This window comes from Hymenobacter sp. (genome assembly GCF_035709525.1).
In the GTDB taxonomy this organism is placed as follows: Bacteria; Bacteroidota; Bacteroidia; order Cytophagales; family Hymenobacteraceae; genus Hymenobacter.
On record NZ_DASTEP010000222.1, the window covers coordinates 1 to 13742 of the forward strand.

Genomic DNA, 13742 nt, shown 5'->3' on the forward strand with positions numbered 1-13742 from the left:
CTTCGACTCCGCTGCGCTGCGCTCAGCATGACGGACAAATGAGATACGTAAACTATGCAGCAATTTCCTTACATATTCTTCCTCGGTATCGGCGGCATCGGCATGTCGGCGCTGGCGCGTTGGTTTAAGGCCAACGGGCACAGCGTGAGCGGCTACGACAAAACCGAAACGCCGCTGACGCAGGCGCTGCAAGCTGAAGGAATTGCCGTGCATTACGCCGACACGGTAGAGAATATCCCGGCCGAAGTCCGGGAGAATCCGGCCAAGACGCTGGTGGTGCTTACGCCCGCCATTCCGACTGATAGCCGCGAGTGGGCGTGGCTGCGGGCGCAGGGCTACGACATCCGCAAGCGCAGCCAGGTGCTGGGCGTGCTCACCGAAGGTAAGCCTACTATCGCCGTAGCTGGTACCCACGGCAAGACCACGACCAGCAGCATGGTGGCGCATTTGCTGCACCACGCGGGGCTGGATGCGGGCGCGTTTCTGGGCGGCATCGCGGTGAATCTGGAGAGTAATTTATTGCTACCCAAAAGCCCCACCGCGCCCGTGGTGGTAGAGGCTGATGAGTACGACCGTAGCTTCCTGACGCTGCACCCCGACGTGGCCATCATCACTAGTACTGATGCCGACCACCTCGATATCTACGGCAATAAAGAGGCGCTGGTGGAGTCGTTTTGCCAGTTTGCGGCGCAACTCAAGCCGGGCGGCACGCTGCTGCTCAACCACACCGCCGATGCCCGCGTGGCCGCCGCTGCGCCGGCCGGCACGCGGGTGCTGCGCTACGGCCTCACGGCCGCGCAGGGGCCCGATTTATTTGCCGAAAACATCACGCCCGAAGGCCACAAATTTTACTTCGATTTGCACGGGCCGCAGGGCATGGTGGCGGGGCTGGAGCTGGCCGTGCCGGGTTTCCACAACGTGGAAAATATGCTGGCTGCCGCCGCCGTGGCGCAGCTGCACGGGGTAGGGGAGCAGGCGCTGCGCGAGGCCGTGGCCGCCTACCGGGGCGTGAAGCGCCGGTTCGAGTTTGTCGTCACGAATCCCGACAAGGTGTACGTGGACGACTACGCCCACCACCCACGCGAAATCGAGGCCTTTCTGCGCTCGCTGCGCGCGCTCTACCCGGCTAAGCAGCTGCGGGTTATCTTCCAGCCACACTTATTTACCCGCACCCGCGACTTTGCCGAGGGATTTTCGCAAAGCCTGAGTCTGGCCGACGAGGTAGTGCTGCTCGACATCTACCCGGCCCGCGAGCTGCCGTTGCCCGGCGTGACGTCGGCGATGCTGCTCGACGCGATTACCGCGCCGCGCAAATCTATTCAAACCAAAGAAGACGTGCTCGAAAACGCCCGCAGCGACGCTAATTTTGAGGTTTTGGCCACGGTCGGGGCCGGCGATATCGATACGCTGGTGCCGAAGTTGAAGGTTATTCTGACACCTGCAAGCTAAAGCTTACGCTACATTTCTCATGGATAAATCCGTCCGTAATCTGACCGTCGCGCTGGCTTGCCTGCTGGGCTTGCTGGGCATCGGCGCGTTCGCGACTTTCCGGCAGGCGCACCGGCCCGTGACGGAAATTGTGGTGAATGTGGCCAATGATGCAGATAATTATTTTATCAGCGAGCGCGGCGTTACGGCTCTGCTTACCAACGGCGGCAAAGAGCCCGTAATCGGCACCGTGCCGGAGGGCGACCGCCTGCGCGTGCTCGAAAAAAGGCTACGGGCGCACCCCTTCGTGCGCGAGGCGCAAGTGTACCGCGATTTGGCTGGTAATCTGCACGCCGATGTGCACCAAAACCACCCCATTGCGCGCCTCGTGCACGCCGACACGCGCCTCGACAGCTACGTCGATGCCGAGGGCCGCCGCCTGCCGCTGTCGCCGCTCTACACGGCGCGGGTAGCCACCGTGAGCCGGGCGGGCGGCGGAGCCCTGGCCCCAACTTTTTTTCAGGATAGTACCGCCAGAGGGTATCTAGATTTCCTGCGTTACGTAGACGAACACCCGTTCTGGCGCGCGCAGGTAGCTGAAGTATTCGTAGAGCCAGGTGGCAAGCTCAGCTTCACGCAGCAGGTCGGTGACCAACGAATTGAGTTTGGGCCGCCAGAAGATATTTCGGAAAAATTCGCCAAATTGATGGTATTTTACCGTCAAATTCCTTCTGTTTTGGGGTGGGATACCTACCACCGCGTGAACGTGGAATACCAAAATCAAATCATTTGTGAGTGACAAGTGATTGTTCCTTAAGTTTCTAATTTTTGCTACCTTAGCTAACTAGCTTAGCCTCCGCTCTTTCACGCTCGCCCCACACCTATGCAACAGGACAAAATTGTCGTCGGTCTCGACATCGGCACCACTAAAATATGCGCCTTAGTGGGGCGTAAAAACGAGTATGGCAAACTCGAAATTATGGGTATGGGCACGGCCGTTTCCGACGGCGTGCAGCGCGGCATCGTGCTCAACATCGACAAAACGGTGGAGGCGATTAAGCGCGCTATCCGACAGGCCGAGGAGCAGTCCGGAATCGATATTGGCGTAGTGAACGTGGGCATTGCGGGGCAGCATATTAAGTCGCTGCAACACAATGGCTCCATCACGCGCCCGAGCGGCGACAACGAGATTACGCAGGACGACGTGAACCGCCTCACGGCCGACATGTACCGCCTCGTGACGCCCCCCGGCTCGCAGATTATCCACGTGATGCCGCAGGATTACAAAGTCGATTTTGAGGGCGGCGTAACCGACCCGGTGGGCATGGCCGGCGTGCGGCTGGAAGGCAACTTCCACATTATCACCGCGCAAAGCTCGGCTATCAACAACATCAACAAGTGCGTGACCAAGGCCGGCCTGGCCATTTCGGACCTCATTCTGGAGCCGCTGGCGTCGAGCGTATCGGTGCTGAGCGACGAGGAGAAAGAGGCCGGCGTGGCGCTCGTGGACATCGGCGGCGGCACTACCGACCTGGCAGTGTTCAAGGACGGCATTATCCGCCACGCGGCGGTGCTGCCGTTTGGGGGCAATGTTATCACGCAGGACATCAAGCAGGGCTGCAACGTGACGCCCAACCAGGCCGAGCAACTGAAGGTGAAGTTTGGTAAAGCCATTGCTGAGGAAGCCAGCGACTACGAAATCGTGAGCATTCCGGGCTTGCCCAACCGCCCGCCTAAGGAGGTATCGCTCAAGAATTTGGCTTACATCATCGAAGCCCGCATGTCGGAGATTATCGAGCTGGTGTACGCCGAAATCTACCGCATGGGCTTGCACGAGCATCTGTCGGCCGGCATCGTCCTCACGGGTGGCGGCTCGCAGCTCCAAAACCTGGAGCAGCTAACCGAATACCTCACTGGCCTCGACACACGCATCGGCTACCCCAACCAGCACTTGGGCAAGAGCCGCATCGAGAGCGTGAAGTCGCCGATGCACGCCACCGGCGTGGGCCTCGTGCTGGCCGGCTACCAGGCCCAGGATGAGCGTAGCGCCGCCCGCCCCGGCTACGGCGAAGAAGAGCTGAGCAGCTACAGCTACCAGCCCGCGCCGGCCGCTCCCGCGCCAGTAGCCGCACCAGTTATCCCCAGCTTCACGGCCGCGCCGGCGGCCCCGGCACCCGCGCCCGCCCCAGCCCCCGAAGAGCCCAAGGCCCCGAAAGGCCCAAGCAAATTTGGCTCGTACCTGGGCGACATCACGCGCAAGCTCAAGGGCATTCTGATTGACGACTTCGACGACAAGCAATATTAATCTCATTTAACAATTATCATTTAACATTTAACAGCCTCGCTTTGCGCGATTAACAGCATACTACCGCTTGGGAAGCTGTGAAATGTTAAATGTTAAATGTTAAATGAACCCGTTATGAATTTTACTTTCGATATACCATCCCAGAGCCGCTCCATCATTAAGGTGATTGGGGTAGGGGGTGGGGGCTCCAACGCCGTGAAGCACATGCACAAGCAGGGCATCAAGGACGTGGAGTTTATTATCTGCAATACCGACCGGCAGGCGCTGGAAAGCTCCAGCGTGCCCAATAAGCTGCAAATTGGCATTGACCTCACTGAGGGCCTCGGTGCGGGCGCGAAGCCCGAGCGCGGCCGCCAGGCGGCACTCGAAAGCCGCGAGCAAATCCGCGAGCTGCTGAGCAATGGCACCAAGATGCTGTTTATCACGGCGGGCATGGGCGGCGGCACTGGCACGGGCGCGGCCCCGGTTATCGCGCAAGTAGCGCAGGAGCTGGGCATCCTGACGGTGGGCATCGTAACGGCACCCTTCATGTTTGAAGGCAAAAAGAAGCGCGAGCAGGCCGAGCAGGGCATCAAGGAGCTAAGCGAAAGCTGCGATACGGTGCTGGTGATTCTCAACGACAAGCTGCGGCAGCTCTACGGCAACCTGACCATGGGCCTGGCCTTTGCCAAAGCCGACACGGTGCTGACCACGGCTGCCAAGTCGATTGCCGAGATTATCACGGTGACGAGCGACGTGAACGTGGACTTCGAAGACGTTAAAACGGTGATGAAGGACTCGGGCGCGGCCGTGATGGGCAGCTCCATTACGGAGGGCGAAAACCGGGCGAAGCGCGCCGCCGAGGAGGCGCTCAACTCGCCGCTGCTCAACAACACCGACATTCAGGGTGCGCAGCGCATTCTGCTCAGCATCATGTCGGGCGAGCAGGCCGAGCTGGAAATGGACGAGCTGTCGGAAATCACCGAGTACATCCAGGGCAAGGCTGGCGAAGACGCTGAAATGATTTTCGGCCACGGCATCGATGAGACGCTGGGCCAGAGCATCCGCGTGACGGTGATTGCCACGGGCTTTGCCCGCGAGGCGCACACCATCAACGCCAACGGCCGCGTGCCCAGCGCTGCTGCCGAAACGGCTCCCGAGCCGGTGGCCGTAGCGGCCCAGGTGCCCGCGCCCGAAAAGGAGCGGCCCGCCGCGCCGCTGGTGCCCAGCTTCACGGCTCCGGTGGCCCCCGAGCCGGCCCGCGTCACCTTCGACCTCAACGGCCCGACCTCGCCCAACACGCACGCCCCGCTGACGGGCGCCCCCATCACGGCCCCCGGCGAGCCGGTACTACTTAACAGCAGCCAGCCGGCCCCCGCGCCGCAGCCGCGCCCCCGCCCGGCTGCCCTCGAAGCGCAGGCCCTCGAGCGCCGCAACCGCTTGCAGCAACTCAGCCAAAACCAGGGCTTGTCGCCCGAGGCCACGGCCCACCTTGACACGCCCGCCTACCTGCGCCGCGGCCAGAAGCTGGAGCCCGTGACGCCGAGCAACGCGCAGAACATCTCCCGCTTCAACTTGTCGGACGACAATGAGCTGCTGGGCGACAATCGCTTTTTGCACGACAACGTGGACTAAGCATTAGCCATCCAAGCAAAAGGCCCCAGCTACTCAGGTAGTTGGGGCCTTTTGCTTAGGATAGGTAAATTAAGCCGTATGGCGGGAATAAGTGAAACGCAGGCGAAACTTATCCAGCGGGGCTTCTATGTAGTGCCAGGAAAGCGCGCTCAGCCCCGCCAACGCCGGGCAGAGCAAAAGCAAAGTGGGGCCGGTGCCAAGCCAGAACTGCCGAAGGGTAGCCTGGCCCTCGGGCAGCAGATGATACACTAGGCGCTGATAAAATACGGGCAGCAGCAAGTGGTAGAGATACAAGCCGTAGCTGCGCTTGCCCAGCCACAAAGCAAGCGGGTGGGCCAGCCAACGCGCCTGACTTGGCGAATGCATCAGCCAGCGCAGGGCAAAATAGCTGGCCAGCCCGCCCAGGCTAGGTGATAGTACTTCCCACAGTTGCTCGGGGTAGGGCAACTGTTGAGTAGCCCGCCACAACAAGCACCAGGCGAGCGTGATAAGTAGGGCAGGCCAGCCTGGGTAGGCCGGCGCTGGCTGCGTGCGCCGACGCTCGGCCGACATATGGAGCTGTAGAAGCGCACCAAAGGCAAACAAATCGAGGCAGGACGGCAGCAGCACCGTGGCCTGCGAAGCAGCCGCTGGTGCCAGGTAAAAGACCCCGTAGATGCGGTGCGCAAAGCCGCCAGCGATAAGCAGCCAAAGCCAGCTGGCGCGGCGCTGGAAAAGCCCCAGCAGCAGCGGCCAGATAAAGTAGAACTGCTCTTCCACGGCCAGCGTCCAGTAGTGGCCTACCCCTTCAGGCCAGTTGCCCAGCCGGTAGCACAGCACATTGGCCAGCGGCAGCAGAAACCAGCCAGGGTGCTGATGCAAAGTAACCAGTGGCAGCAACGCCCCCAAGCCTAATGAAAGGTAATAGGGCGGAATGATGCGCAGAAAACGCCGAGTGTAAAAAACTCCCAGCCGGTAGAGTACCGCCCGGTCTGTGCCCCAGTAAATACTGTTTTTCCAGATGATGCCCGAAATCAGGTAGCCGCTGAGAACAAACAGCGGTATGCGGCCCATTTCGCCGAGTGGAAACGCTGGGAGCGTCCAGTGCTTCAACACGACCAAGCTAATGGCCAGCACCCGCAGACCTATTAGTTCGGGTTGGCGACGCAGAAGGGCAGGCGGTAGAGGCTGAGGTAGCATGGGGTCAAACGAGCCCCCAAAATACGCACCGGCCGGGCTTCGGCGCGGCGCGCCCTACGGCTTAAAAGGGTCCGAAAAGCGCTTGTCGGTGATGAACGTCGAATCGGTCAGCGTTTTCAGAAAGGCAATAACCTGACGCTTTTCGGTGGCCGTGAGGCCCATGCGGCCGGGGTTGAAGATGGGGTCGTTGATGCCCTGAATGAGCATGGGGTCGAGGCCGGGGCTGTTCATCTGCACGTGGTCGGAGTAGTGGTCGAGCACCTGCTCCAGCGTCGTGAAGCGGCCGTCGTGCATGTAGGGGGCCGTGAGCGTGATGTTGCGCAGCGTGGGCGCTACAAACTTACCGTTGTCAAAGGCCTGGCCCGTGACAATGCCCCGGCCGGCATCGGCAAAGGTCATGTCGAGGCCGTTGTTGAAAAACTGCGCGGCGAAGTTCGACGACGTGAGCGGCAGCGTGTGGCAGTGGAAGCACTCAGCCCCGCGCACCTGGCGCGGCGTAATGTGGGTAGAGTAGAGCTTGAGCCCCGCCAGCTCATCGGCCGATAGCCCCTGCTGGGTCCGGCTAAACTTGTCGTAGCGCGAGTTGCCCGAAATCAGCGTGCGCTCGAACTGCGTGAGGGCCTTCAGCATCAGGTCGCTGGTGATGGTTTTCGTGCCAAAAGCGGCCTCAAACAGCGGCGGATACGTGTTGGTATTCTGAAGCTTGGTCACACCGATTGCCAGCGACTGATGCATCTCAATCGGGTTTTCGATGGGCTTGTGCGCCTGCGCTTCGAGGGTGGAAAAAGCCCCGTCCCAGGTCAGCGTGTTGCTCCACATCACGTTGGCCAGCGACATGGTGCCGCGCGGGTTGACAATGCCATCGACGCCCACGGCCTTGGCCAGGCCGTCGGTGAAGGCCTTGTTTTGCTGGTGGCACGAGCCGCACGACATCGTGTTGTTGCTCGACAGCTTGGTTTCGTAGAACAGCATCCGGCCCAGCGCCACGCCCTCGTTAGTGAGCGGGTTGTCGGCCGGAATGACGGGCGTGGGAAAGCCCGCCGGCACTACCAGCGTGTAGGGCGTGGGGGCCGGCACCACCGGGTCAATGGCTTCTTCCTTTTTCTTAGAGCAACCGGCTAGCGCCATGCCAGCCAGCAGCAAAATCGAAACCCCAAGGTGAGTAAAGCGCCGCGCCATACCGAATAAATTAAAATTATTAAGGCGAAATATACAACTAGTTTGCTGTCAACCCTATGCCGTGCGGCTTAGTTTCTTGCCGGGTCACTGGGGGCGCAAAGCGCGGGTTGGTCAGAAACTCCGTGTCGGTAAGCGTTTGCAAAAAGGCGAGTAGCTCTTGCTGCTGGGCCTCGGTGAGGGCCAGGCCGGGGCGGCCATCGGGCTGGCGCAAAAGCGGGTCGAGAGTACGCGAGGGGCGCACGCCGTGGGCGTAGTGGCGCAGCACTTGCGCCAGGGTAGCAAAGCGCCCGTCGTGCATGTAGGGCGCGGTGCGGGCCACGTTGCGCAAGCTCGGCACCCGGAAGCGGCCCGCGTCGGCGGGCAGCAGCGTGATGTGGGCGCGGCCCGAATCGACGGGGAAACTCGCGTCCAGGCCATTGTTGCGAAACGACTCGTCGGTGAACAGGTCGGTGGCGTGGCAGCCGCTGCACTTGGCTTGAAACAGTGCCCGCCCGCGCTGCTCGGCGGCCGACAGCGCGCCGCCCGGCTCGTAGCGCACGTGCTTGTCGTAGCGCGAGTTGGTAGAGGTAAGTGCCGACGTAAACTGCGCCAGCGCCCGCAGAAACCGGGGCATGTCAACCGCGCCCGGCCCGTACACAGCCGCGAAGCGGCGGCGATACTCGGGGTCGGCGTTGAGCTTGGCCAGTGCCGTGGCCAGCGGCGTGTTCATTTCCTGAGCGCTCGTGAGCGGGGCCAGCGCTTGCAGCGCCAGCCCGCGCACGCCGCCATCGGCCATAAAGCTGCGGTGCCAGGCCAGGTTTTGCAAAGCCGGCGAATTGCGCAGGCTGCGGCGGCCGGCCACGCCCACGGCCAGCGCCCGCCCGTCGGTGAAGGCCCGCGCCTGCTGGTGGCAGTTGCCGCACGACACCCGCCCGTCGCTCGACAGGCGCGCATCGTAGAACAGCGCCCGGCCCAGCTCGAAAGCCGCCTCGTCGGGCTGGTTTGTGGCTACCTCGTACACCGGGGCCGGGAAGTTGGCGGGCGGCGCGAGCAAGGCCGCCGCGGCCACCGGCTGCCGCCAGGGTGCCACGGCCGCGCCGCCCACCGCTGCTAGGGCAGCCAGCAGCAGCCAGCCCAGCGGCTGGCGCATCCACGGCTGGGCGGTGGGGGTGGCCACGGGCAGGTGGGCTAGTTGGCGTTGATTTGGGTGACGCTGAACATGCCGGCCGCGTAGTTCTGGGCTATCTGCACCGACTGCGCGCCAGGCATGTGCGCCCCCGTGAAGGTGCTGAGGGTAATCGGGTTAGGTCCGTCGAAAAGCTTCACTACGTTGGCTTGCAGCGCGATGGTCGGGGCTTTGTCGGTGCGCACGGTCAGCTTGCTGCTGCCAAATGAGGGCGCGGCCGTCACGATGGCGCTCGTGGCCCCGGTGTAGCCCCCAATGTGGCAGGTCAGCGGCTTGGCAGGGTTGGCCGAGGTCAGCGAAGCCTCCATTTTCATAAAAATGTGGCCGCTGTTCCAACTCCAATACATGTTGTTGGCCGGGTTAAGAGCCTCAAACTGGCCCGTAAACGTGAGCGGGTCGGTGAGGCCGGTTTTCTGGGCATCGACCCCCACGATAAAGCTTACGCCGGTGTAGTCGCCGGCCGGCACGTTGGGCACCGTGAAGCTCAGCGTCTTGGCCGTGGCCTGGTCTACCAGGTAGTACGTGTCGGGCGCGGCGTAGGTAGTGCCGTCGCTTTTCGTGAACTTGATGTTGGACAGGTAATACTCAAACCTGGTGACGGTGAACGTTTCACCGGCTGCCGTGGTGGCGCTGGTCACGTTCAGCGTGATAGGTTGCAGCGTGCTACCGGCGCTGCCGGTTGGGGCCACGTTTTGCACCGTGAAGTTGACCGAGCCGGTGTCGGGCGAGTCGCTGTCTTTTTTGCAGCCGCTGAGCAGCGCCAGCGGGGCCGCCAGCAATAGGAGCACGGGAAAAGTACGGTTTTTCATAAGCCAAAACGTAAAAAATGAAGCGCAATCAACGCGGCTACCCGCTGGCAGCCACGCCGCTTAGAAGTGTGGCCGCCACCGGCCCGGCCCCCGCTGCCACACGCGCCGAGGCCAGAAAGTTCAGCGACTGCTTCTGCTAAGCTAGCGCATTTCACTGAGTAAGCTATGAAGCGCGGGCCCGCCGCCTGCGCTGCCGGGTAGTAAATGCTGGCGGTGGGCTACCCTCCAACTACCCGGCGTGAGCCGCACCTGCGAAAGCCAATCTGCTCGCATTATATGTGAAATATATAATTTAGGTAAGGAATTTAGAGTGGCTGTTTTTTGTAGATGCCGTAGTTAATTTATTGAAGGGTAGTATGTATTTTTGTAAAGTGTTCTAGTTGAAAGATTGAATTATAAAATCAATTACTTAAAAAATACAATTGATAATTCCATTCCTTTTATCCTGATAAGTCTGACTTCCATGAAAAATTCCTTACCTCTTATTCTGTTGCTGGCGGCGGGGGCGGCCACCCGTGCCCAGGCGCAGGCCCCAGGCGCGGCGCTCTACGTAAACGACGGTAGCGCGAGCGGCGACGTATTTACCAGCGCCCCGGGTAGCGATGCTACCGGCGACGGCTCGGCGGCCGCGCCCTTTGCTACCGTGGCGCGGGCCCTGGCGCAGGCCGACGCCGCTACCCAAACCATCTTTATCGACGCCGGCACCTACGCCGAGCGGGTGGTGCTGGCTAAGGTCATTAGCCTGCGCGGGGCCGGCACGGCGGCGGGGCAGCCCGCCCACGCCACCATCTTCGACGGGGGGCTGCTGCCCGCCGCCACCCAAACCAGCGAGGCCGGCCTGCGCCTGACCGTGGGCGGCGGCAGCAGCGCCCAGCCGCTCACCATCGCGGGGCTCACGTTTCAGAATTATGACTTCGGCATTCAGTCGGAAGGCAGCGGCCCGCAGGCCTACCTGCTGCTCGAAGACGTGGAAACGACCCACAACCGCCGCCAGGGCATTTTCTGGAACAGCCTGGCGGGCGTGCAGCACCTCACGCTGCGCCGCGTACACGCCACCTACACGGCCGAAGGCGCCAACACTACTGCCAACGGGGCCGGCCGGGGCTTTTTCCTGGCGAATGGCCACAAGGCGGCTATCGTGGTTGAAAACAGCGTGTTCTCGTTTAACCGCCGCAGCGGCGTCGACGTCAACGACGGTAGCGTGAGCGACCTGACGGTGCGCAACTGCCGGTTTGAGCAAAACGACGAGCCGGCGCTGGCCGTGCTCGGGGCCGGCGGCGCGCGGGCGGCGAGCGGCAGCTACACCGGCCCGGCGGCGCTCATCGAAGGCAATAGTATCAGCACGAGCGTCGGCAGCGGGCTGGAGCTGAAATCGTGCACCGGCACGGGCCTGGGCAGCGGCCCCGGCAGCTTGGTGGTGCGCGCCAACACCATCGTGCGCGCCCCCGGCGCGTCGGCCAGCCTGAGCGCCGACAAGGCGGGCATCCTCTTCATCGACCGCGACCGCAACGTCATCGCGGGCGGCGGGGGCGTCACGGGCGACCTCGTGACGGGCGGCCTCTACGTGGCCCGCAACACGGTGCGCGGCTTCGGGGCCGATGCCGCCAGCGCGGCCGCCAACAACAGTGGCTTCGGCGTGGTGCTGGAAGGGGCTAATAACAAGGTGTTTGGCAATGTGATAACGCAGTGCCAGCTCGCCATTCAGGTGCAGGACCGCCCCAGCAACAGCACGGGCGCGACGCCGTTTTTCGACATCAGCCGCAACGGCCTGCTGGTGTCGAGCGGCGACAGCATCCGGGGCAATCGCCTCGACAGCTGCGCCGTGGCCATCCGGGCGGTGAATGTGACGAACCCCGTGGAGGCGTCGCTCAACTGGCTGGGTAGCAACGACGCCACCGCCGTGCGCGGCGCAACCGGCCTGGGCGGTAGCGTCGTGACGCTGGGCGGCCCGGCAGCGGGCTTTGCCGAGGTTTCGGCGCTGGCAGGAACGGGCCAGGTCGACTACTCGCCGTTTTTGAATAGCGCGGTGGCCGCTTCGGCCGCGCCGGGCTTCCAGACGCCGCTCGACTACCTGAACGTGGACGCCGGCAGCCCCGGCAGTGCCACGCCGCTGGCCGAAGGCCTGGCTTTGCTGCCCAAAAACGGCACCCTGCGCCTGGCCGCCGGCACCTACACCGAGACTATCAGCCCCAGCCGCAACCTCACGCTGCTGCCCGCCGGCCCCGCCACGCTGCGCGACCTCACGCTGGCCGCGCCCGGCAAGGTGCTGACGCTCGGCGCGCCGCTCACCCTCACCGGCGCGCTCACGCTCAGCGACGGCCTGGTGCGTACCACGCCCGCCGCGCTGCTCACGCTGGCCGATGGGGCCACCGCCACGGCGGGCACCGCTACCTCCTATATCGATGGCCCGCTGCGCAAAATAGGCCAGCAAGCCTTCGTGTTCCCGCTGGGTAAGGGCGGGCAGTGGGCGCGCCTGGGCATCTCGGCTCCGGCCAGTTCCGGTACGGCCTTCACCGCCGAGTACGTAGCCGCTGCGCACCCCACGCGCGCCGTGGCCAGCCCGCTCAGCGAGGTAAGCCAGGTAGAGCACTGGACGCTCGACGGGGCCGGCACTACCGACGCGGTGCAGGTGCGCCTGTTCTGGGAAGATGCCTTCCGCAGCGGCCTCGACGACTTTTCGACTGACATTCAGGTAGCCACGCTGGCGGGCGCGCAGTGGCAAACCCTCGGCCATGGCGGCCTGGGCGGCAGCCTCGGCGCGGGCTCGGTGCTGGCGGCGCAGCCGGCCAGCGGCGGCGTGTTCACGCTGGGCTCGCTGTCGGCCAGCGTCAACCCGTTGTCGGCGCAGCTGCTCACGTTTGCGGCTAGCCAGCCCAGCCCCCAGGCCGTGGACCTTAAATGGACGCTTTCTGACGAAACCAACACCTACGGCTACGCCGTGGAGCGCTCGCCCGATGCGGCCGCCTGGCAGCAGGTTGGTTTCGTGCCTAGCCAGGGCCTCAGCGCCCAGGCCCGCACCTACACCTACCGCGACCAGGCGGTGCAGGGCCTCACCCAGGCTTACTACCGCCTGCGCCAAACCACGCCCACGGCGGCGGCCCGCTACTCGGCCATCGCGGCCGTGGCACTCGGCGGCAGCCCGCTGGCCACGGCCGCCCCGGCCAAAACCGAGCTGTCGGTATACCCTAACCCCGCCCACGGCCAGGTAACCGTGCAGCTGCCCACGGCCGCCGGCCCGGCCGCCCGGCTGGTGCTCACCGACCTCAGTGGCCGCACCGTGCTGACCCAGCCGCTGGCCGGCACCCAGGCCACCGTGCGCCTGCCCGCCGCGCTGGGCACCGGCGTGTACCTGCTACACGTGCAGGGCGCGGGCCTGGCCAGCAAGCCGCAACGCCTGGTCGTGCAATAGCGCTAAGTGGGATTTACGCAAAACGCCGGTCATTGCTTCGCCGCGAAGCAATGACCGGCGTTTTGCGTAAAATCTCGGCGTAGCAACTACCACTTCAGCAGCGCCTCGGCCTGCTCGCGCAACACCTGGCGCAGCAGCGGGTCGGTGATGTCGCCGCTTTCCGCTAAAACCTGGCTGATGTGCGGCAGGCGCACGCGCTGCGGCAGCACGGCCGTGCCGAGGTAAAACAGGATGTCGGTGAGGTGGCTCAGGGCCAGCAGGCCGCCCTGCCCGCCCGAGCTCAGCGACACCAGGGCGGCTTTTTTGCCGCGCACGCCGCCGGGGTAGGGCAGGGCGTCGATAAAGGCCTTGAGCGCGCCCGGAATCGAGCAGTTGTACTCGGGCGCGAAAATGACGATTTTCTCGGAGCGGTCGAGCGGCGCGATGAGGCGGTTGAACGCCTCGTGCTGCCCGGCTTTGTGGTAAAGCGCCTCGGTGAGCAAGTTGGCCGGCAGGTCGGTGAGGTCCAGAAACTGGTAGCTTGCGCCGAGCTCGTCGAGCAGGCGGGCGTAGAAATCGGCCACGCGCCGGGTGCGCGAGTGGGGGCGGCTGGTGCCGACGAGCAGGGTAAGCATTCTTTTAAGCTGTTAGCTGATAGCTGTTGGCTATCAGCTT

The 13742-nt window shown here is 63.5% G+C and carries 10 protein-coding genes; 5 read left to right on the top strand and 5 right to left on the bottom strand.

Going from position 1 to position 13742, the window contains the following annotated elements; all coding sequences use genetic code 11:
* The first annotated feature begins 54 nt into the window (after positions 1 to 54).
* The 4 genes from murC to ftsZ all read left to right on the top strand — a co-directional run bounded on the left by murC (position 55) and on the right by ftsZ (position 5347).
* Positions 55 to 1449, top strand: a complete 1395-nt coding sequence (gene murC, locus VFO93_RS19505) for a UDP-N-acetylmuramate--L-alanine ligase (protein ID WP_325136065.1) — start codon at positions 55 to 57, stop codon at positions 1447 to 1449.
* 19 nt (positions 1450 to 1468) lie between these two features.
* The gene (locus VFO93_RS19510; protein ID WP_325136066.1) at positions 1469 to 2227 is read left to right on the top strand and encodes a hypothetical protein; all 759 of its coding nucleotides are present in this window, start codon (positions 1469 to 1471) and stop codon (positions 2225 to 2227) included.
* Between the two features lie 84 nt (positions 2228 to 2311).
* The gene (gene ftsA, locus VFO93_RS19515; protein WP_325136067.1) at positions 2312 to 3733 is read left to right on the top strand and encodes a cell division protein FtsA; all 1422 of its coding nucleotides are present in this window, start codon (positions 2312 to 2314) and stop codon (positions 3731 to 3733) included.
* Positions 3734 to 3847: 114 nt separating this feature from the next.
* On the top strand, positions 3848 to 5347 hold the full coding sequence (gene ftsZ, locus VFO93_RS19520) for a cell division protein FtsZ (protein ID WP_325136068.1): 1500 nt from the start codon (positions 3848 to 3850) through the stop codon (positions 5345 to 5347).
* Positions 5348 to 5416: 69 nt separating this feature from the next.
* Here ftsZ and VFO93_RS19525 read toward each other — a convergent pair whose 3' ends face one another.
* From VFO93_RS19525 to VFO93_RS19540, 4 genes are all read right to left on the bottom strand, one after another.
* A complete protein-coding gene (locus tag VFO93_RS19525; RefSeq protein ID WP_325136069.1) occupies positions 5417 to 6526 on the bottom strand; it encodes an acyltransferase in 1110 nt (369 codons plus the stop codon).
* Positions 6527 to 6580: 54 nt separating this feature from the next.
* Positions 6581 to 7654, bottom strand: coding sequence for a cytochrome-c peroxidase (locus tag VFO93_RS19530; protein ID WP_325136070.1), 1074 nt, complete (start codon positions 7652 to 7654; stop codon positions 6581 to 6583).
* Positions 7655 to 7742: 88 nt separating this feature from the next.
* Entirely contained in the window at positions 7743 to 8861 is a 1119-nt protein-coding gene (locus tag VFO93_RS19535) for a cytochrome-c peroxidase (protein WP_325136071.1), read from the bottom strand.
* Between the two features lie 11 nt (positions 8862 to 8872).
* The gene (locus VFO93_RS19540) at positions 8873 to 9679 is read right to left on the bottom strand and encodes an MbnP family protein (protein WP_325136072.1); all 807 of its coding nucleotides are present in this window, start codon (positions 9677 to 9679) and stop codon (positions 8873 to 8875) included.
* Between the two features lie 463 nt (positions 9680 to 10142).
* Here VFO93_RS19540 and VFO93_RS19545 point away from each other — a divergent pair, with 463 nt between their 5' ends.
* On the top strand, positions 10143 to 13088 hold the full coding sequence (locus VFO93_RS19545) for a right-handed parallel beta-helix repeat-containing protein (protein WP_325136073.1): 2946 nt from the start codon (positions 10143 to 10145) through the stop codon (positions 13086 to 13088).
* Positions 13089 to 13174: 86 nt separating this feature from the next.
* Here VFO93_RS19545 and VFO93_RS19550 read toward each other — a convergent pair whose 3' ends face one another.
* Positions 13175 to 13702, bottom strand: coding sequence for an NAD(P)H-dependent oxidoreductase (locus VFO93_RS19550; RefSeq protein WP_325136074.1), 528 nt, complete (start codon positions 13700 to 13702; stop codon positions 13175 to 13177).
* Between the last annotated feature and the right edge of the window lie 40 nt (positions 13703 to 13742).